The organism is Streptomyces sedi (assembly GCF_006335015.1).
Lineage (GTDB): Bacteria > Actinomycetota > Actinomycetes > Streptomycetales > Streptomycetaceae > Streptomyces > Streptomyces sedi.
In genome coordinates, this window is sequence record NZ_VDGT01000009.1 from 120,826 (window position 1) to 139,140 (window position 18,315).

Annotated in this window: 14 protein-coding genes and 1 pseudogene; 4 read left to right on the forward strand and 11 right to left on the reverse strand. The window is 72.3% G+C overall.

Going from position 1 to position 18,315, the window contains the following annotated elements; translation table 11 throughout:
- Positions 1–180 precede the first annotated feature (180 nt).
- A complete protein-coding gene (locus tag FH715_RS13965; RefSeq protein WP_211367616.1) occupies positions 181–1,152 on the reverse strand; it encodes an NAD(P)-dependent alcohol dehydrogenase in 972 nt (323 codons plus the stop codon).
- A gap of 585 nt (positions 1,153–1,737) precedes the next feature.
- Here FH715_RS13965 and FH715_RS13970 point away from each other — a divergent pair.
- Positions 1,738–1,947: a DUF5988 family protein gene (locus FH715_RS13970; RefSeq protein ID WP_139645025.1), complete on the forward strand. Its 210-nt coding sequence runs from the start codon at positions 1,738–1,740 to the stop codon at positions 1,945–1,947.
- Positions 1,948–1,988: 41 nt separating this feature from the next.
- Here the strand turns inward: FH715_RS13970 and FH715_RS13975 are convergent, their stop codons facing one another.
- From FH715_RS13975 to FH715_RS13990, 4 genes and pseudogenes are all read right to left on the reverse strand, one after another.
- The gene (locus tag FH715_RS13975) at positions 1,989–2,987 is read right to left on the reverse strand and encodes an ABC transporter substrate-binding protein (RefSeq protein ID WP_139645027.1); all 999 of its coding nucleotides are present in this window, start codon (positions 2,985–2,987) and stop codon (positions 1,989–1,991) included.
- Between the two features lie 113 nt (positions 2,988–3,100).
- Positions 3,101–3,874 (reverse strand): amino acid ABC transporter ATP-binding protein, encoded by a 774-nt coding sequence (locus FH715_RS13980; protein WP_281290745.1) that lies wholly within the window; start codon positions 3,872–3,874, stop codon positions 3,101–3,103.
- 233 nt (positions 3,875–4,107) lie between these two features.
- A pseudogene (locus FH715_RS13985) lies at positions 4,108–5,001 on the reverse strand (amino acid ABC transporter permease); the annotation flags it as partial.
- 69 nt (positions 5,002–5,070) lie between these two features.
- Complete coding sequence (locus FH715_RS13990; RefSeq protein ID WP_139645030.1) at positions 5,071–5,577, reverse strand: GNAT family N-acetyltransferase; 507 nt, start codon at positions 5,575–5,577, stop codon at positions 5,071–5,073.
- A gap of 742 nt (positions 5,578–6,319) precedes the next feature.
- On the opposite strand from FH715_RS13990, the gene FH715_RS13995 reads away from it, so the two are divergent.
- A complete protein-coding gene (locus FH715_RS13995; RefSeq protein WP_211367618.1) occupies positions 6,320–6,910 on the forward strand; it encodes a TetR/AcrR family transcriptional regulator in 591 nt (196 codons plus the stop codon).
- On the forward strand, positions 6,907–8,796 hold the full coding sequence (locus tag FH715_RS14000; RefSeq protein ID WP_139645031.1) for an alpha/beta fold hydrolase: 1,890 nt from the start codon (positions 6,907–6,909) through the stop codon (positions 8,794–8,796). The genes FH715_RS13995 and FH715_RS14000 overlap by 4 nt, the downstream gene beginning before the upstream one ends.
- Positions 8,797–8,907: 111 nt before the next feature.
- On the opposite strand, the gene FH715_RS14005 is transcribed toward FH715_RS14000, so the two are convergent.
- A complete protein-coding gene (locus FH715_RS14005) occupies positions 8,908–9,948 on the reverse strand; it encodes a zinc-dependent alcohol dehydrogenase family protein (protein ID WP_139645033.1) in 1,041 nt (346 codons plus the stop codon).
- A 243-nt stretch (positions 9,949–10,191) separates the two neighbouring features.
- Positions 10,192–11,661, reverse strand: coding sequence for an outer membrane protein assembly factor BamB family protein (locus FH715_RS14010; protein ID WP_170184728.1), 1,470 nt, complete (start codon positions 11,659–11,661; stop codon positions 10,192–10,194).
- A gap of 319 nt (positions 11,662–11,980) precedes the next feature.
- Here FH715_RS14010 and FH715_RS14015 point away from each other — a divergent pair, with 319 nt between their 5' ends.
- On the forward strand, positions 11,981–15,088 hold the full coding sequence (locus tag FH715_RS14015; RefSeq protein WP_139645037.1) for an NACHT domain-containing protein: 3,108 nt from the start codon (positions 11,981–11,983) through the stop codon (positions 15,086–15,088).
- Between the two features lie 45 nt (positions 15,089–15,133).
- Here FH715_RS14015 and FH715_RS14020 read toward each other — a convergent pair whose 3' ends face one another.
- From FH715_RS14020 to FH715_RS14030, 4 genes are all read right to left on the reverse strand, one after another.
- On the reverse strand, positions 15,134–15,838 hold the full coding sequence (locus FH715_RS14020) for a restriction endonuclease (RefSeq protein WP_139645039.1): 705 nt from the start codon (positions 15,836–15,838) through the stop codon (positions 15,134–15,136).
- Positions 15,838–15,999: a hypothetical protein gene (locus FH715_RS28235; RefSeq protein ID WP_170184729.1), complete on the reverse strand. Its 162-nt coding sequence runs from the start codon at positions 15,997–15,999 to the stop codon at positions 15,838–15,840. Before FH715_RS28235 ends, FH715_RS14020 begins: the two co-directional genes overlap by 1 nt.
- Before the next feature lie 432 nt (positions 16,000–16,431).
- Positions 16,432–17,187: an SDR family NAD(P)-dependent oxidoreductase gene (locus FH715_RS14025; protein WP_139645042.1), complete on the reverse strand. Its 756-nt coding sequence runs from the start codon at positions 17,185–17,187 to the stop codon at positions 16,432–16,434.
- A gap of 71 nt (positions 17,188–17,258) precedes the next feature.
- Positions 17,259–18,221, reverse strand: a complete 963-nt coding sequence (locus FH715_RS14030; protein WP_139645043.1) for an alpha/beta hydrolase family protein — start codon at positions 18,219–18,221, stop codon at positions 17,259–17,261.
- Positions 18,222–18,315 lie beyond the last annotated feature (94 nt).

Here is an 18,315-nt window from a genome sequence, read left to right on the forward strand (position 1 = left end):
CTGACCGCGCCCAGGTGCCACGGAACGGAGGGAGAAGCGCGGGCCAGGCGTGCCCCCGCCCCGTTCCGGGGGTTGCCGCGCGAGGGCGCGCCGGCGATCGTCGAGACCCGGCGCGACCGACGTGCGACCGACGTGCGACCAACGGGGCCGCTCCCCCGGTGGCGGCGCCCCTCGGAAGGGTCAGCTCTCGACGTCGCCCACGACCTGGATGACACGCTTGCCCCGGCTGTGGCCGCTCTCCACCGCGCGGTGCGCCTCGGCGATCCGCTCCAGCGGGTAGACGTTCTCGACGACGGGTCGCAGGTCGCCGGTCTCGACCAACTTCGCTAGTTCGACGAGGAGTTCCTTCTTGGGCCTGGCGCGCGCCAGCCGGACGCGGGGGCCGGGGAGCAGCAGGGAGAGCATCGCGTAGCCCATGCCCTTGGCGGCGAGGGTGACGATCCGTCCGCCGGGCCGGAGCCGGGAGCGGTAGGCGCCGAGGTGGGCGCCGTGGAGGTCGACGACGGCGTGAAACGTGTCGGACCGTTCCAGGGCGACGAGCCTGGCGTAGTCGTAGGTCTCCTTGGCGCCCAGGTCGGAACAGAAGGCGAGGTTGTCGCCGCTGCTGACGGTGGCGACCTCGACGCCCTTGGCGTGGGCGATCTGGATGAGCGCGCTGCCGATGCCCCCGGCGGCGCCCACGATCAGCAGCCGCTGCCCGCGCTGGACGTTGGCCGCGTCGAGGGCCACCAGGGCGGTGAGCCCGACGGTGGGCAGCGCGGCGGCGTTGACCAGGTCGAGGCCCGAGGGCACGGACGCGACGAGCGACTCCCTGACGGTGATGTACTCGGCGGTGTTGGCCGCGCCGAGGGCGAAGGTGGTGCCCCAGACGCGGCTGCCGACCAGCCCGTCGTCGGCCTTGGGGCCCGCGGCGACGACCTCGCCCGCGAAGTCCTGGCCGATGCCCTTGGGTGGGCGCAGGCCGCTCATGGGTCGCATCTTGCCGGCGCGCACCTGGGCCTCGACGGGGTTGACGCTGGAGGCGTGCACCTTCACCAGCACCTGCCCCGGTCCGGGCTTGGGCATGGGGACGTGGGCGACCTTCAACACCTCGGGCGGACCGTAGCGGTCGTAACGCACGGCGCGCATCGTTGCGTTCGGCATCTCGTTCATCGCGCTCTCACCTCTCGGGGGCACATCTCGGGGCACCTCTCGGGACATCTCTCGGGACATCTCTCGGGGCACCGACCGTCCGGTGCCGATGTCCGTGGCCGTGCGTCATGGCCGTGCGCCATGGCAGCGCGAGGCGCCATGGGGAGTTCACGGGGATCTCGCGCCCCTCCTTGTCGGGCCCTGCGGGGGACGCCCGGTCCAGTTGGTGGGAGGGTCCAGCCTAAGCACAAATTGCTTGCCCCGCAATTTTGCGTGGCGCGCAATAACTGTCCACAGGTAGATGGCGGGCGACCCAAGCGGGTTACGAGCGGGTGGAGTTGACGGGGCGTTCGGGGCGAGAGGCGAGGCCGACTGCGCGTCAGGCCCTGAGGCGCGCAATCGGAACGGCCCGGTCCGTCCTCGTCCATGGCACCCAGACCGCCCCGGCGGCTGACGCGCCGGGGGACGTCGACACGGTCGGCGGTCCGGGCGGAGCGCGGGCCGTCCGGCGGGGCCGGCGGCACGTCGTAGCGCCCCCGGCCCCGCCGGTTCAGTAACCCTTTAGCGCGAGTGGCGACCATACCTTTCGAGAGGAGTGGTGGTGCGATGTCCCAACGTCCCAACGTCATCCTGCGAGGGGGACCGAGTGTCCCCGACACCGAGCGGGTCCTTTATGTGCCGGATCCCACCCAGCGGTTGAAGATATTTCGCGGTCACCGGTACGAGCATTTCGAGCCGACTCCCGAGACGGCGCTCCACGCGGGGCGGAAGCTGTTGGTGTTCACGTGGAGCGGCTGCACCTATGTCGCGGAGTAGGCGCACACCCGTCGTGTGTGCCGGGCCGGGTGCCCGTCGGATCAGTCGGTCGGGGGCAGTCCCGGCGGGTTGATCTCGGAGGTCTCGACCGCCTCGTCGGACAGGCCCCAGCGGTCCAGGACCTCGCCGTGGGAGCCGTTCTCGATCGTCTCGTTCAGTGCGGCGTGCAGCGCCTCGATGAGGCCGTTGTCGCGCTGGGTGGTGGCGGCGATCTCTCCCTGGAGGCCGCTGCCGGCACCGGAGAACGAGCCGATGACCTTCGACTCACCAGTGGTCCGCGAGTGGTAAACAGCGCTCGGGTTGGGGCCGAGGTACGCGTCCAGACGGCCGGATGAGAGGGCGAGGTAGTAGTCCGTGGAGTTCTGGAAGTAGCGGATGTCGGTGGGCTCCAGCCCGGCAGCCTCGTTCTGCTCGCTCCAACTGACCAGGATGGCCTCCTGGTTGGTGCCGGAGCTCACGCCGATACTGCGCCCGGCGACGTCCTCGGGGCCCTCCACAGTCCAGTCGGCGTCGGCCCGTGCCTCGAACGCGATGTTGTCCAGTCGGTAGGTCGCGAAGTCGTACTTCTCCTTGCGTTCCTCGGTGACGGTGATGTTGGAGAAGCCCACGTCGTAACGGCCGCTGTCCAGGCCGACGAAGATGTTGGCCCAGTCGGCCACGTGGTACCTGACCTCCAGGTCCAACACGTCAGCGACGATCGAGGCGATGTCCGTCTCCACCCCGATCACCGTCTCGTCGTCGGTGGCGTAGAACATCAACGGGGGCACCGTCCCTGCCGAGCTGATCACCTCCAGGGTGCCCCGCTCCCTGATCTCCTCGGGGACCAGCGCCGCGATGTCGGGCACGGCCTCGGTGGTGATCCGGTCCTGCTCGGGGCTGAGGTTGACCTCCTGCCCCTCCTGTCCCCCGGTCGCGTCCTCGGCGGACGCCGGCTCGGTGCCACCGTCCTCGGGGTCCGCGCACCCGGCCAGGGTGAGGCCGAGGGCCGCGAGGGCGGCGACGCCCCATGCTCGGGGCGTGCGCGTCAGGTGGGAACGCATGTGTCTCTCCTCGTGAGGGGGAACGGTGTGGTGGTGCGGAACGGGATGCCGGGGAACGGGATGCTGGGGAACGGGGTGGTGGGGAACGAGGTCACGGGGCGCCGCGCGACCGCTCAGCGGACCTGGGCGAGGAAGGCGCGGGTGCGGGGGTGGTCGGGGCGGTCCAACACCTCGGCGGGCGGGCCCTGTTCGACGACGTGGCCCCGATCCATGAAGACCACGGTGTCGGCGATCTCGCGGGCGAAGCCGACCTCGTGGGTGACGACGATCATGGTGGTGCCGCCGAGTGCCAGGTCACGGATCGTGGTCAGCACCTCGCCCACCAGCTCGGGGTCGAGCGCCGAGGTCGGTTCGTCGAAGAGCAGCACCCGAGGCGAGAGACCGAGGGCGCGGGCGATGGCGACGCGCTGCTGCTGGCCGCCGGAGAGCTGGCGCGGGTAGGCGTCGAGCCGGTCGCCGAGCCCGACGCGGGCGAGCAGCGCGGCGGCCTCCCGCCGGGCCTCGGCGCGGGGGCGGCGCAGCGCGCCGACGGGGGCCTCGGCGACGTTCTCGACCGCCGTGAGGTGGGGGAAGAGGTGGAAGTTCTGGAAGACGAAGCCGATGCGGGCGCGCTGCCGCAGCACGGCGCGCTCCTTGAGCTCGTGGAGCCGGTCGCCCACGCGCCGGTAGCCCATCAACTCGCCGTCGACGCGGACGATTCCGGCGTCCGGCCGCTCCAGGTGGTTGATGGTGCGCAGCAACGTGGACTTGCCGGACCCGGAGGGGCCGAGGATCGTGGCCACCTCGCCGGCGTGGACGTCGAGGTCGACGCCGTGCAGCACCTCTACGTCGCCGAAGCTCTTGCGGACCCCGCGTACCTCGACCATGGGCCTACGGCCGCCGCTCATCGCGCCTCGCCCTTCCTCGGTCCGCGCACGTCGGTCGCGGTGGTGTCGGTCGCGGTGGCGTGGGTCGCGGTGGCGTGGGTCGCAGTGGCGTCCGTTCGCGCCGTGTCCGTGAGTGGTTCCGGTGGTAGACCAGGTGGTACCGGCGACTGGTGAAGTGCGCGGGCGGACGACCGGCTCTGGGCCAACCCGCGCAGCCGCGTGCGCAGTTGGTCGAGCGGGCCGGGCTCCGGCTGACGCTCGGCGCCCCTGGCGAAGCGGCGTTCCACGGAGTGCTGGACGACGGTCAGCACGGTGGTCAGCACGATGTACCAGACGGTGGCGACCATCAGCAGCGGCACCACCCGCCCGTTGCGGCCGTAGATCACCTGCACCTGGTAGAACAGCTCGCCCAACGCCATCACCGAGACGATCGAGGTGCCCTTGAAGAGGCTGATGATCTCGTTGGCCGCGTTGGGCAGGATGCCGCGCATGGCCTGCGGAAGCACGATGCGACGCAACTGCCGCAGCTTCGGCAGACCCAGCGCGGCGGCGGCCTCCCGTTGGCCGGAGTCGACCGAGATGATGCCGCCGCGCACGATCTCGGCGGCGTACGCGGCCTGGTGAAGTGCCAGGCCGATCACGGCGGCGGTGATCGGCCCGACCAGGTGCATGGTCTCGAACGTCCAGAACACCGGGCCGAACGGAATGCCGAAGCCCAGTTCCTGGTAGAGGTAGGCCAGGTTGAACCAGAACAGCAGCTGCACGATCAGCGGGATCGAGCGGAAGGCCCAGATGTAGGCCCACGCGACGGCTCGTGGCACGGGGCTGCTGGAGAGCCGCATCATGGCCAGCAGCACGCCGAGCGTGAAGCCCAACGCCGTTCCGTAGAAGGTCAGTTGGAGGGTCAGCCAGACCGCCTTGAGCACGCTCTCGGCCAACAGGTAGTCGAAGAAGGTCGGCCAGTCCCAGCCCGGGTTGGTCGCCAGCCCATGCAGGAACTGCGCCACCAGCACCAGCACGACGCCCCCGGCGAGCCAGCGGCCGTAGTAGCGGGCGGGAACCACCGTGAGGCCGCGCAGCTCATCGGGGTCGTCGTCCGCGGGGGCGTGTCGGGCGGGTACGGGGGCGGCGGGCGGTGCGCTGCTCACGGGGGCCTCCGGTCGGGCTGTAGGGGGAAGGGGGCGGAAGGGCTGCGGGGATGCGGAGTGGTGGGGGGCTCAGCGCGGTGGGGCGGCTGGGGCGGCTGGGGCGAGATGCTTCTCGAAGGGCAGCAGGTGGAGGGCGTCGGGGGCGGCTGTCACGTCGAAGAGCGGCGTGTAGCCGGCGTTGAGATACAGGTGTCTGGCCTCCGGCTGCCGGGGCCCGGTCGTCAGCCAGATCCGCTGGTAGTGGCGCGCCGCGGCGCGCTCCAACTCGGCGACGACCCGGCGTGCCAGTCCCTGCCGGCGGTGGCCGGAGTGGGTCCAGATGCGCTTCAGCTCGGCGGTCCGCTCGTCGTAGCGGCGGTAGGCGCCGCCGGCGACGGGCTCACCCCGGTGCAGCAGGAGCAGCAACAGCCCGTGGGGCGGCGCGAACTCCTCCGCCGGGTAGCGGCTCAGCTCGTTCGAGGCCGTGCCGTAGCGGGCGGTGTACTCCTCCTCCAGCCCGCGCAGCAACGGCCGGACGAGCGGGTCGTGGTAGTGCGCCGGGACGACGGTCAGCTCGTGGAGCGAAAGCGACGGCATTCCATGCCCTTCGTTCAGGTCGGGCCGAGAGGGGGCGGGCCGAGAAGGGTGTTCATGCGGCGGTCCCGGCGCGGTGCGACGGGAACCGCCACGGATCGCCGCTGGCCGGCGAGGGTCGATGCCGGCCGGCATCGACCGACGACCGGTCGGCGACTGAGAGGGGGGCGGCCGTCGACGGGCGGGGGCGCACGTCTCGACGGCGGTCAGGGAGCGAAGCTCGCGTCAGCGCTCGCCAGGCGAACGGCGCCGTGGGGCGCCAGGCGGCGGAACGTGAACGAGCGGTCAGGCGCGGGCCCGCCCTCGGGGGCCGCGCGCCAGGAGAATCAGCGCATACAGGAGGCCGACCACACTCGACCCAGGTCGATGTGGTCGCGCGTGATCAAGGCCAACACGTCGCTCACGCCACACAGTTGACCGTAACGACGGGATCGAGTCAACAGGGGCACCGCGGGAGGGCACGTCGCCGGGCACGGAGCGGCCGGCACCGCCGGGCCCACGGCGGCGGGCTCCCCCGGGCGCCAACGGGCGCCACACGCCCGGACTGGTCAGGCGCCGGTCAGGTACTGGTCAGGTCCGGTAGGGACCAGTGGGGTGCGGTAGGGACCAGTCAGGGGCCGGGAGTCCGTGGTCGGTAACTGGTCAGGTGAGGGCGTGTATCACCCGGCGCACCGCCGTCATGATGCCCTAGGGAGGCGGGCGAACTCGGTCGCCAGAATCTATAGACCGGTCTATTCTTGGGTGCGTGAAGGAGACCAAGGGAGCCAGGACGAAGGCGCGGTTGGCCGAGTCGATGCTCGAACTGATGCAGCGGAACGGCTACAGCGGCACGGGGCTCAACACGGTGGTGGAGCACGCGGGAGCGCCCAAGGGATCGCTGTACTTCCACTATCCGCAGGGGAAGGAGGCGCTCGGTGAGCGGGCCGTCGCGCTCGCGGCCTCGCGTTTCGGTTCTCTTCTCACCGCCCCGGAGGCGGAGGCGCCGAGTGTGGTGGTGGGGCGGGTGATCGGGGCCCTGGCCGAGATGTTGGCGGAGAGCGACTTCCATCTGGGGTGCCCGGTCTCGGTGGTGACGCTGGAGATGGGAGGACGCAGTGAGCGGTTGCGGGAGGCGTGCGCGGAGGCGTTCGAGTCGTGGATCGTGCCGGTGACCGAGCTTCTCGTCGCGCGGGGCCGGCCGCGCCCCGCCGCGCGGGCCCTGGCGACGGCCGTGGTCAGCATGGTGGAGGGGGCGGTGATCGTGTCGCGTGCCCAGCGGTCGACGGAGCCGCTGCGGAACGCGGCCGAGGCGCTGGCCGCGCTGCTCGACGACCGGAGCGCGGGGGCCACGGCGTGAGTGGCGCGGGACGTCACGCGTTGGTCTTCGGCGCCAGTGGGTTGATCGGGCGTCACCTGGTGCTGGCGCTGACCCGGGAGGGGGTGCGGGTGAGCACGGCCAACCGTTCGTCCGCGTCCTATCGACGGCTGGCCGGGTGGCTGGACGCGCGTGGGGGCGGGGCGGCGCCGGCCGATCTTCGGGTGGACTTCTCGCGGCCGTCGCTGTTCGAGGGCGTGCGCCAGGGCGAGGGCGTGCGCGAGGGCGAGGGCCAGTTCGAGTTCGAGGAGATCACCGAGGTCCACAACTGTGCCGGCGCCTACCGGTTCGGGATGTCGGCGCGGGAGGCCAGCGAGGCGAACGTCGACTCGGTCCGGGCGGTCGTCGCCTTCGCGGCGCGGCTGCCGCGCCTGCGCCGCCTGGTCCAGGTCTCCGGCTACCGCGTCGGCGGGCAGGAGCCCGGGCCCTGGAGCGCGGAGCGACGGCGGGATGTCTACCGGGAGTTGGGGGCCTACGAGGCGTCCAGGGTCGAGGCCGACGCCGTCTTCCGTACCGAGGTGGAGCGGCTGGGCGTCCCGTGGTCCGTCGTCAACCCGGCCAGTGTGATCGGTGACAGCGCCACCGGCGAGTCCGATCAGTATCTGGGACTCGCGCAGAGCGTGCGGGACCTCTGGAGGGGGTCGCTGGCGGCGTTGCCGGGTGACGGGCGGACGTTCGTGCCGGTGGTCGCTGTCGACTATCTCGCCCGGTTCATGGCGCTGCTTCCGGCGGACGAGAGCACCGAGGGCGGCGCCTACTGGCTGTTGGACGACGAGACGCCCGCGCTGCCCGACCTGCTGACGCTCGTCGCGGAGCGGTATCGCGTGCGGGCACCCCGGACACGGATCCCGGTGTCCCTGGTGAGGCGGCTGCCCCGGCGGATCACCAGGGCTGATCCGGAGACGTTGACGTTTCTGTCGAGCGACCGCTATCCGACCGGTTCGGCGCGGGCTCTCGCGGCGCGCCACGGGCTGACCGAGCCGGACACCGTCGGGACGATCCTGCGGTGGGCCGACCATCTGGCGGCGCACCGTTTCGGGGACGCCGTCGGCGGTGGCCGTCGGTTCACCGAGGTGGGCGGGGTGCGGACCTTCGAGCTGGGCGAACGGGGCGCGTCCACCGTGGTGTTGCCTGGGCTGCCGGTCAACGCCGACACGTGGGCGCCGGTGGTGGACGCGTTGGGCGATGCCCGGGCGGTGGACCTGCCGGGTCTGGGGATGAGCGCGGGGGGTGTCGCGGACTGGCCGTCGTGGCTGGCGGCTCTGTGGGAGGGGGGCGGTGTCGATCACCTGGTGGGCCATTCCGTCGGCGCCGCGGCGGCGGTCGAGGCGGCGACCGCGCGGCCGGAGGCGGTGCGACGGCTGACGCTGGTGGCGCCGTTCTTTCTGCGGGCGCCGGGGGCGCGAGTCGCACGGTGGGCGCCGGCGAGCCGCTGGTATCTGAGGCGGGTGTCCCCGGAAGCGTTGGCCGATCGGCTCACCGGCGGCGCGGCACCCGCCGACGCCGTTCGGTCCAGCGTCGCCGACCTTCGTCGGGGCGCGGTCGCGGCGACCGTCGCGCGGCTCCTGGCCGCCGCGGGCCAGGAGCGGTGGCGGGAGGAACTGCGGGGCGGGCTGCGCCGGTTCCCGGGGGACGTGCATGTCGTGGTGGGCGCCGGTGATCCGTTGGCGCCGGAGGGGCTTGCCCTGCTGGAGGCGTTGCCGCGCGTCACCGTGACGGAGATCGACGGCGCCGGCCACCATCCCCAGTTGACGCGTCCCCGCGATGTCGCGCGGGTCGTCGGTGCGCATCGGGCTGTCCGGGGCCGGGGGTCCGGGGAACGGCCTCGGCGGGTGGTGACGAACAGGTCTGCCACGGGCGAGAGTTGACGGGCAGTCGGCGCCGTGTGCCGTTTCCCCTTCTGGGCTGCGGGGATGTCGTTCGGGCGTCACCACGCGGGTCGAACGATCCCCGGTGGACGGTGGGTTGCCGAGGGGAGGTTATGTGGCCCGGGGAGTGATCACGGTGATGCCGGGGCTGGAGCCGGTGGACAGGGCGGTGAGGGCGGCGGGGGCGTCGTCGAGGGGGATGGTCGCGCGGACCAGCGACTCCGGGCGGAGCGTGCCCACTTCGATCTGGCGCAGCATCTCCGGATAGGCGTGGGCGGCCATTCCGTGGCTGCCGACGACGGCCAGCTCCAGGGCGACGACCCGGTCCATGGGCAGCGGGGCGCCGCGCGGCAGCAGGCCGACCTGAACGTGGCGGCCCCGGCGGCGAAGGCCGTGGAGGGAGGCGGCGCAGCTGGCCGGTGAGCCGATCGCGTCGAGCGAGAGGTGGGCGCCCCCGCCGGTGGCGGCCCGCACGGCTTCCGCGACCTCCTCGGGTGGGGCGTTTCCGTCCAGGCAGACGTCGGCGCCCAACTCGACTGCCAGGGCGCGGGCTTGGGGGTGGGTGTCGACCGCGACGACCAGCGCGCCGGCCGCGACGGCGATCATGACGGCGGAGAGGCCGACACCGCCGCAGCCGTGGACGGCCACCCAGCTGCCGGGCCTGACCCGGCCCTGCGCGACGACCGCGCGGTAGGCGGTGGCGAAGCGGCAGCCGAGGCCGGCCGCCGTGGCCCAGTCCATGGCGTCGGGGACCGCGACGAGGTTGACGTCCGCGTGGTGGAGCGCCACGAGTTCGGCGAAGGACCCCCAGTCGGTGAAGCCGGGTTGGCGCTGCCGCTCGCAGACCTGGTGATCGCCGGCGGCGCAGCTGGGGCAGCGTCCGCAGGCGCTCACGAAGGGAACGGTGACGCGGTCGCCGACGCGCCAGCGGGTGACGCCCGGCCCCACCGCCTCGATCCGGCCGGCCAGTTCGTGGCCCGGCACATGAGGGAGGGCGATGCCCTCGTCGTGGCCCATCCAGCCGTGCCAGTCGCTGCGGCACAGACCGGTGGCCGCGACCCGGACGACGACGCCGTCGTCGGGCACCACCGGATCGGGCACCTCCCTCACCTCGGGCGGCCCGCCGAACGCGTCGAACACCACAGCACGCATGCCGTTCACGGTAGTCGGGCCAGCCGGCCGGGGAAATCCGCCGGTCAGGAGCGGGTGCGAGATCCCGCGACGCGTGGGAACGGGGTGCGTCCGACCGCGTGTCTCCGGCAGCGCCTGCCGCCCCGCCCGCACGGTGGCGGCGCCCGCGCCCGCGTCACGCCGTCTGCCGGGTAAGGGCCGGGGCCGACCCGCCGCCGTGGGCGCCGGGGGCATGGGCCGGCGTTTCCCACCCGAGGGGCGGCGTCAGCCGCCGTAGGCGAAGCGGTCCGCGTCGGTCTCGCTGGGGCTGCCGCGGAGGCCATGCATCCGGTCGTTCACCCAGAAGTAGCGGAACTGGGTCAACATCGGGGTGTTGCCGGTCTCGGTGAGCGCGGGGCTCCGCTCGGTGGAGACGATCTCACCGGTCGCCGTGTCGAACCTGGTGACGCCCAGGTCGAGGTTCTCCGCCGTGGGGCCAGCGACGACCACCAGCTCGTCGTCCTCCGTCGCCACCGGAGTGATCATGTGGGCGTCCGGCAGGCCACTGGTCCACCGCTTCTCGCCCGTGGCGAGGTCGTAGGCGACGACCTCGCCCACCTCATCGCCTTGCGGCAGGGTCACCGCGTACAGCGTGTCCTCGGACGCGACCATCGGCAGCGGCAGGTGCTCCGACTCGCTCAGGTGGCGCCCCCACCCGCCGCTCCCCAGGCCCAGTTCCTCCGGCGCCTCCTCGGTGCCGGCCTCGATACGCGCCAGGGGCTCCATCTCCGAGCCCAGCGCGAGCAGCAGGATCCCGTCCCCCTTGCTCATGTACCCGATCAAGGGATCGGCCGACAGCAGACGCGGGAACCGCAGTCGGACATCCGGGTCCTCCGATTCGTACCCCTGCTCCCGCGTCGTCTCGCCGGTGGCGGGGTCAACAGTCTTGAACTGGACCTCGTTGGGCAGCAGCGTGCAGTCCTGCGCGATGAACGCCTGGGTGTCGGTGGCCAGCATGTCGGACACCCCGCAGCCGCGCTCGCCCTGGTACGACACCTCCTGTTCCCAGAGGCGTTCCCCGTCGGCCAGGCCCAGCCCGACCATGCCCTGGTCCTGGGCGATGACCACCACGTCGCCGACGATCTCCGGTATCACACTGTCCCGCGCGCCGTCCGTGTCCTGCGGTGCTCCCACGGGCTGCGCCCAGCCCAACTCGCCCGAGGCCACGTTGAGAACGCTGACGGTGTCGCACTCGACCGGGTCGCCCACCGCTCCGGGCCCGTAGGCGAGCGCCACCTGGTCGTTCACGACCCGGTCGCCGGGGCCGCAGAACACCGCGCCCTCGGTGGGCGCCGTGATCTCCCAGACCAGCTCCCCGTTGGTCTGCGAGAACGCGGCCACCCGGCTCTCGGCGACGCGCACGAGCGTGTCCCCAACAGGCCACGCCGTGATGCCGCCCTCTTCGGGTGGCCGCTCCGTGTGGACCACCCAGTTCCCTTCGGCCGCGCCCTCGTCGCCTTCGCCCGCCGGCGCGTCCCCGCTCTCGGCGTCGGACGCGGAAGCCGTGGCCTCGGACTCTCCCGACCCCCACAGCGTGACCGCGGCGACCGCGGCGACGGCTATGAGCGCCACGGTGGGCACCAGCCATGGCCACACCCGTCTGCGGGGGCGCGGCGGAACGGGCGGCGGCCCGAACTGGCCGCCGTAGCCCGGTGGATGCTGGGGGTGCCACTGGGGCGGATTCGGTACTCCCACGTTTCGTCTCCCTACTGCTGTGCCCGCGGCCGACGTTGGTGTGCTGCGACCGAAGCCTGGGGTCCTTCCCCGCTTGAGAACGTAACCCGCTACCTGAGGAAGTGTGTTCGCCACACGCCGTCAAGTCGGCGTCGTGACAAGGCGGTAGTTCGCACGGCGCCCCCGCGGGCTCCGCGGTGCGGGTCGCGGACTCGGCCGCACCGCCGTGCGGAGCCCGGACGGGGAGTCGCCTTCGCGGCGGCTCGCCCCCGCGCGCCGCGCGCCGCTGCCACAATGGCCCGGGGTGCCCGCGAGGGGGCGCGAACGAAGGGGGGCGCGGGTGGTCGCGGAGGCGGCGGCGTTACGGCTGGGTGGCACGGTCGCGTCGGCGGCGGGGCGCTGGTGGCTCGGGTCCCGGCAGCGGGAGCAGGAGCGGCTGCTGCCGATGGCGGAACTGATCCGGGTGCGGGTGCCGGGCGTGCGCTTCCAGCGCGAGGTCAGCCAGCAGTTCGAGCAGATCACCAACGCGGTCTACGACCGGCTGGAGCCGTTCCTCGGGCACGCGTTCTCCCGCCTGGAGGAGGGCGGCAGGCAGGCGGTGCTCGATGCCGTGGTGGACACCTTCGAGCGAGCGGATCTCTCCGACGAGGCGCTGCTCAGCGCCGACGCCCAACCCGCCCAGCTGGTCCGGGCCATCACGGGCTCCGTGAAGGGGCCGATCGGGCTCAACGAGGTGGAACACCGGCTCTACGAGCGGCTCTTCGGCGAGTGCGTCGAGTACTACGTCCGCATCGTGCGGAGCCTGCCGGTCTTTCAGGACCGGGCGGCAAGCGAGTTGCTGGCACGGACCGCCACGCTCGGTGGTGAGGTGGCGCGCCTGTTGGAACGGCTGCCGGACCGTTCGCTGTTCGCGCCGGACGGCACCGACCAGGACACCGCGTTCCGCCGCGAGTATCTGGAGCTGGTCAGCCGGGACCTGGACGAGGTGGAACTGTTCCGGCGCACCTCGGAGCAGGCCGCCGCGCCCCGGGTGCGGCTCTCCGTCGGTTACGTGAGTCTGCGGGCCGTGGGTGACGACGGGGGCAGGCGTCGAGCGGCCCGCGCGTTGCCCGCCGCCCGGCCCGACATGAGCGACTGGGAGGAGCACGGCCGGGCGGGCGAGGGTTCCGGCGTCCGGGTGGAGGCCGCGCTACGCGACGCCGACCGGGTACTGCTGCGCGGCGAGGCCGGCTCCGGCAAGACCACGCTGCTGCGTTGGCTGGCGATCATGGCCGCGCGCGGCTCGTTCCAGGGCGAGTTGGCAGGTTGGAACGGGCTCACCCCCGTCCTGGTCAAGCTCCGCGAGTACAGCGGACGCGCCCTACCCGACCCGAAGGCCATGCTGGACGGCATCGCCGGGCCGATCGCCGGGGTCATGCCCCGGGGCTGGGTGGAACGCCAACTTGCCGAGGGCCGGGTGCTGCTGCTGATCGACGGCGTGGACGAGCTTCTGGAACACGAACGGCGGGCGGCACGCGACTGGCTGCGCAGGCTGTTGGGCCGGTACCCCTCCCGCGTGGTCGTCACCTCCCGCCCGGCCGCCGCCGGTGCCGAGTGGCTGCGCGGGGAGGAGTTCACCGCGCTGCACCTGGAACGGATGACCCCGCCGGACCTGGCCGCGTTCGTCCGTCAGTGGCACCAGGCCGTCCGCGAGCTGGACGACGACCTTCCGTGTCCCGCCGACGAGTTGCCACGATACGAACAGTCGCTGCTGGCCAGCCTCAAGGACCGCGCCCACCTCCAGTCGCTGGCCGGCACGCCGCTGCTGGCCGCCATGCTCTGCGCGATGCACCTCAACCGGGGCCGCCACCTGCCGAGAGACCGGATGGAGCTGTACCGCAACGCCCTGCACGCCCTGGTCCACGACCGGGACGCGGACCGCAACGTGCCCAGCGCCGTGGACAGCGAACTCAGCCTCGGCGACAAGCTGGTGGTGCTCCGCGACCTGGCCTGGCGGCTGTCGGACAACAACCGCAGCGAGATCGGCGTGGAACAGGCTGCCGGCCACGTCGCGGCCAGACTGCGCGCCATGCGGCACCTCGACGTGCTCGACGGCCAACAGGTGCTGGAGCAACTCCGCCACCGCTCCGGGGTGTTGCGCTCCCCCGCCGAGGGCCGCGTCGACTTCGTGCACCGCACCTTCCAGGAGTACCTGGCCGCCGAGGAGGCCGCGGAGGAGGACCGGATCGGCAACCTGGTCGGCCGGGCCCACCTCGACCAGTGGCGGGAGACGGTCATCATGACCGCGGGCCACGCCAACACCCGCCAGCGCGAGGAACTCCTCGGCGGCATCCTCGACCGCGCCGACGCCGAACCCCGCCACGCCCGCGCCCTCCGCCTGCTGGCCGCGTCCTGCCAGGAAACCCTCCCCTCGGTCGGCGACGCCCTCGCCACCCGCCTGGACTCGGCCGTCTCCCGCCTGCTTCCGGCCCGCCGCCACACCGATCCCCCGGCGCTGGCGGCCGTCGGGCCCGGTCTGCTGCGCCGGTTTCCCACCTCGCTGGAGTCCCTGACCGAGAAGGCCGCCGTACAGACGGTGCGCACCGTGGCCCTGATCGGCGGCGAGGAGGCCCTGGCGCTGCTGGCGCGCTATGTCGGGGACGAACGTGACGCGGTCGTTCGCGCACTCATCGACGCATGGGACTACTTCGACGCGTCTGGCTACGCCGATGCCGTACTCAGCCGACTGCAGTTGAGGGGGCACCTACTCCAACTGAACCACTCCGGCCAACTTCACGCGGTCAACCGGCTCCTCGACCTGACCAACCTGCACGTCAATCTTCCGACAGACGACCTCGGTTTCGTCGCTGACCTGCCGCCTCTCACGACTCTGTGGTGCAACCGCCTTCTGGATGAAGGGCTGGATCTGTCCATGCTCCGCGCCCATCCTCGGCTGAAGACCATCGGGCTACGCGGCTCGCCGCTACGCAGTGTTCCCACCGCCCTCGCGGAGCTCAAGGAACTCGCGGAAGTCACCCTGGAGGTTTCTGTCAGCGGCGACCTCGGTCTCCTGCGCCGCATACCGAATCTGCGCAACATCCATCTCTCTTACGCCGGAAGGGAATCGCCGGACGTGAGTCCGCTCACCGCACTCAGCGAGCTGGAGTTCCTGCTTCTTATGGCTGGTGACGCGAGTCGGCTGCGCGGTCTCGAAGAGCTGGGGAACATGGCGAAGCTTTCCGCTCTCGGTCTCTACGGCCACGACACCGAAGCATGGCTCACCACTCTCAGAAGCGCCCCGCCCGCCCTCACCCGCCTCACCCTGCACAACTGCGTCATCCCCCCGGGCCCTGTCGCGTTCACGCGGCTACCAAGCCTCAAGCAGTTGAGACTCAGCCGTTGCCGCACCCCGGACGGCGCCCCTGTCGCCTCGTTCGACGTCCCCGGTGCGCGCGTTCTCGTCCACTGACGCCCAGCCTCGGAGCCACGCCGAGGCGGGCGGGCTCCGAGTGACTCACGCGGGCTGTGGTCCGGGTATGGGGCGTCGTCTCGTCAGGGGGCGTTGTCGTCGCTCCGGGAGTCGGAGCAGTTGGTGCAGGGGCGTGCCGAGTTCGGCCCATTCCCGAAGGCGGTCGCGGTCCGTCCAGTGGATGTGGTGTCTGTCGCCCCAGGACCTGGCGTCGCGGGTGAAGCCGGCGTTGGTGACGACGACCGCGTTGTCCGCGCCGTGGACCGGGTGGGCGGTGCCCTTCACCTGGTACATCACCGCCGAGTTGACCTTGTTGCCGACGCGGGTGTGTTTGGCCTGGAGCACGATGCGGCCTCGCCGCGCGTGGTCGCCGATGACGTCGGCCGCCTGGTCTCCCTTCTGGCCGACGACGCGAGCGGCCCAGCCGTCGCGGATCAGCAGGTCTCGGAGAGCGAACTCGAAGGCTTTGTCGCTCATGGCGTCCAGATCCGTGAGCGGGATGCGCAGCTTGGCGAGCATAGCCGCGCGTGTGCGCCGAGCCCGGGACAGGCGCCGGGCTCGCCAGAGCCCGTACGCCATGGCCCCGAGGGCCAGCGCGACCGGCACCGGCCACGCGCGGAGGAGGGAGTGCAGCACCGCGGTGGCCAGCTCGACGGCCGCCACCAGGAGCGCCACGGCCACCACGCCCGCGGCGAGGAGCTCGCCACCGCCGCGCGGGCGGCGGTAGCGCGGGCGTCGACGGGCCGCCATCAACGGTCCGCCGACTCGGACACCGACGTCTCCGACGAGGCGGGTGCCTCATCGGTCGAGCCGCCGAAGCCGAACACCTGCCCCCACAGCCACACGCCAGCGATCACGGCGGCGATCGTCCACCCGTTGAGCTTCCGGCTGCCGGCCCGAGCCGTCGGCATGCGCCGCGTGTGCGCCCTGACGCGAACAAGCCCGTCCCCCACGCGATTTCCCCTGGGCATCCTCTTTCCCCTCTCCTTCGACCCTCGGCCGCCCAGCGCGGCCCTGCCTCAGGAATGTGTCTAGCAACCGGCACTGACAATTCCCCTCCGGCGGGCGGCAGTCGGCGGGCTCGGGGAACCCTTTCTGGACATCGGCGACCCGGGAAAGGCGGCTTGTTCGAAGAAATGCCCGGCCGAACTCCCCCGAGCTGGGCGGACGTTCATCAAGGCCGGAGGAGTTTCTCGGTGGAATCTCCCTTCCGTCACTCTGGCACCAGCGAGAGTCAGGCGTTCTCGCTGCCTCCTGTCGCATTCAGGACACCTTCGGCTGTCTCGATCCTCCTGCCTGTTCGAAAGATGCTCGAAGGGCATGGCCCCGGTGGTGAGACCGCCTTACCAGCCGAGGGGTTGGGCGTCGCGGAAGAAGCCGCCCCGGGGGCCGTCGTCCGGCAGGGTGGCGGCCCAGACGACGCCCGGTGCGCTTTCCTCGACGGGGCGCGCGCCGAGGTCTTCCGCGCCCGGCTCCGTCGCGGTCACGCCGGGGCAGACCGCGTTCACCACCACCGGTGTGTCGGACAGCTCGGCCGCGAGGACGGCGGTGAGGGCGTTCAGTGCCGCCTTGCTGACCGCGTGGCTCGCGGCTGCGCCGCCGAAGACGGGAAAGCCGAACTGGGGGTCCGTGTGCGATCCGGCGCCCGAGCTGACGTTGACGATCCTGGGGTGGCGTGACCGACGCAGCAGGGGCAGGAACGCCTGGGTCATCCGCCAGGTCCCGAAGAGCGTCACCTGGAGGGCGGCCGAGGCCCGGGTGAGATCCGCCCGGGAGGGGGTCTCCGTTCTGTCGGGGGAGGATGCCGCGTTGTTGATCAGGATGTCGAGCTGTCCCCAGCGGTCGGCGAAGGTCCGGGCGGCCGTGTCTACCGAGTCCTGGTCGGAGATGTCCACTCCCACGGGAAGGGCCTCGGCCCCTTCGATGCGGGCGGCGGCTGCCGACGCGTCCCCGGCGTCCCGCGCGGTGACGACCACGCGTATCCCGAGGCGCGCCAGCTGTCGGGCGACCTCCTCGCCTATTCCGCGCGCCGCCCCGGTGACCAGGGCCGTCGTCGGGACGGGCGGGGACGTCTCGGTCGGTTCCCCGTTCGGTGGCATCGACGGTTCCTCTCGCGGTGTTGAGTCGGGCAGTGGTGTCGGGGACGGCATGTCGGTGGGTGTCACGCCGCTCACTTGGACTCGACGCGCCCGAGCGGGGTGGGCGCGCTGGTGAGCGCCTCGCTGGCGACGTCCCAGGCCTCCTTGTCGAGTCCCAGCTCCGTGCGCAGAAAGGCCCAGGTGAGCCACAGGGCGGCGGCGGCCAACTCCGGGTTCTCGTCGTCGGCTTCGGCCGCGTCGTAACCGGAGACGCCCCCGAGGGCGTGCCCCGCGCCGAAGAGCTGGAGCAGCGCCTTGCGGCCGGGCGCGAGAGTGTACGGATCCGTGTACCACCCGGGGCCGCGCACGCTGAGGTGGGCGGAGTCGTCCTCGGCGCCCGCTATGACCAGGGCCGGGGCGCTCATGCGCGAGAACTCGGTGCCCGCGAGAACCGGGTAGTGCTCCCTGGCGTACGCGCTCAGCGCCTCGCCGCCGCTCCCCGGAGCGGACATCAGCACGCCGGCCTTGACGCGCGGCTCCGCGAGCACGAGCGGCGAGCCGTCCGTCGGATCGACGCTGCGGGCGCCGAGCAGCAGGCTCGCCGTGTACCCGCCCATCGAGTGCCCGACGACCGCCGTCCGGTCCCGGTCGACGCGCCCACGCAGCGAGGGCAGCGCCTCCTCGATCTGGTCGAGATGGTCGAGGACGGCCGCCATGTCGGTGGCGCGCGAGCGCCAGTAGAGCGGCGCCTCGGGGTCGTCGGCGTCACGCAGGCCGAGCGTGGCCGAGTCCAGGTGCGTGGGCTGGAGCACCAGGAAGCCGCGCGCGGCGAGGAAGTCCCGCAGCGGTCCGTAACCGTGCAGCGAGGAGAGGAAGTTCGACGGACCGTGCCCGTGGGACAGCAGCACGACGGGCAGCTCTGTGCCGGAGGCGGGCGCCGAGACCCGCAGCTGGAGGGGCACGGCGCGCCCGGGGGACGGCAGCGTCACCGGGGCGAGGGAGAGCACGGCCGAGGTGTGCACCACGTCGCGGGTGTAGCGGGGGGTGTCGCTCATGAGGGTGTTGCCTTTCGGGGAAGGGTGGCGGACGGCACTGCACCGCATGGCACGGGCATGGCATGGCATGGCGCCGCGAAGTCGGCCGGTCGGT

What these genes read in the sequence shown, in the direction of transcription:
- FH715_RS14025 (WP_139645042.1), bottom strand. Translation starts at nt 17,187, where the DNA reads ATGCCACCGAACGGGGAACCGACCGAGACGTCCCCGCCCGTCCCGACG.
- FH715_RS14005 (WP_139645033.1), bottom strand. Translation starts at nt 9,948, where the DNA reads ATGCGTGCTGTGGTGTTCGACGCGTTCGGCGGGCCGCCCGAGGTGAGG.
- FH715_RS28235 (WP_170184729.1), bottom strand. Translation starts at nt 15,999, where the DNA reads ATGCCGACGGCTCGGGCCGGCAGCCGGAAGCTCAACGGGTGGACGATC.
- FH715_RS13970 (WP_139645025.1), top strand. Translation starts at nt 1,738, where the DNA reads ATGTCCCAACGTCCCAACGTCATCCTGCGAGGGGGACCGAGTGTCCCC.
- FH715_RS13965 (WP_211367616.1), bottom strand. Translation starts at nt 1,152, where the DNA reads ATGAACGAGATGCCGAACGCAACGATGCGCGCCGTGCGTTACGACCGC.
- FH715_RS14030 (WP_139645043.1), bottom strand. Translation starts at nt 18,221, where the DNA reads ATGAGCGACACCCCCCGCTACACCCGCGACGTGGTGCACACCTCGGCC.
- FH715_RS13990 (WP_139645030.1), bottom strand. Translation starts at nt 5,577, where the DNA reads ATGCCGTCGCTTTCGCTCCACGAGCTGACCGTCGTCCCGGCGCACTAC.
- FH715_RS13980 (WP_281290745.1), bottom strand. Translation starts at nt 3,874, where the DNA reads ATGAGCGGCGGCCGTAGGCCCATGGTCGAGGTACGCGGGGTCCGCAAG.
- FH715_RS14020 (WP_139645039.1), bottom strand. Translation starts at nt 15,838, where the DNA reads ATGGCGGCCCGTCGACGCCCGCGCTACCGCCGCCCGCGCGGCGGTGGC.
- FH715_RS13975 (WP_139645027.1), bottom strand. Translation starts at nt 2,987, where the DNA reads ATGCGTTCCCACCTGACGCGCACGCCCCGAGCATGGGGCGTCGCCGCC.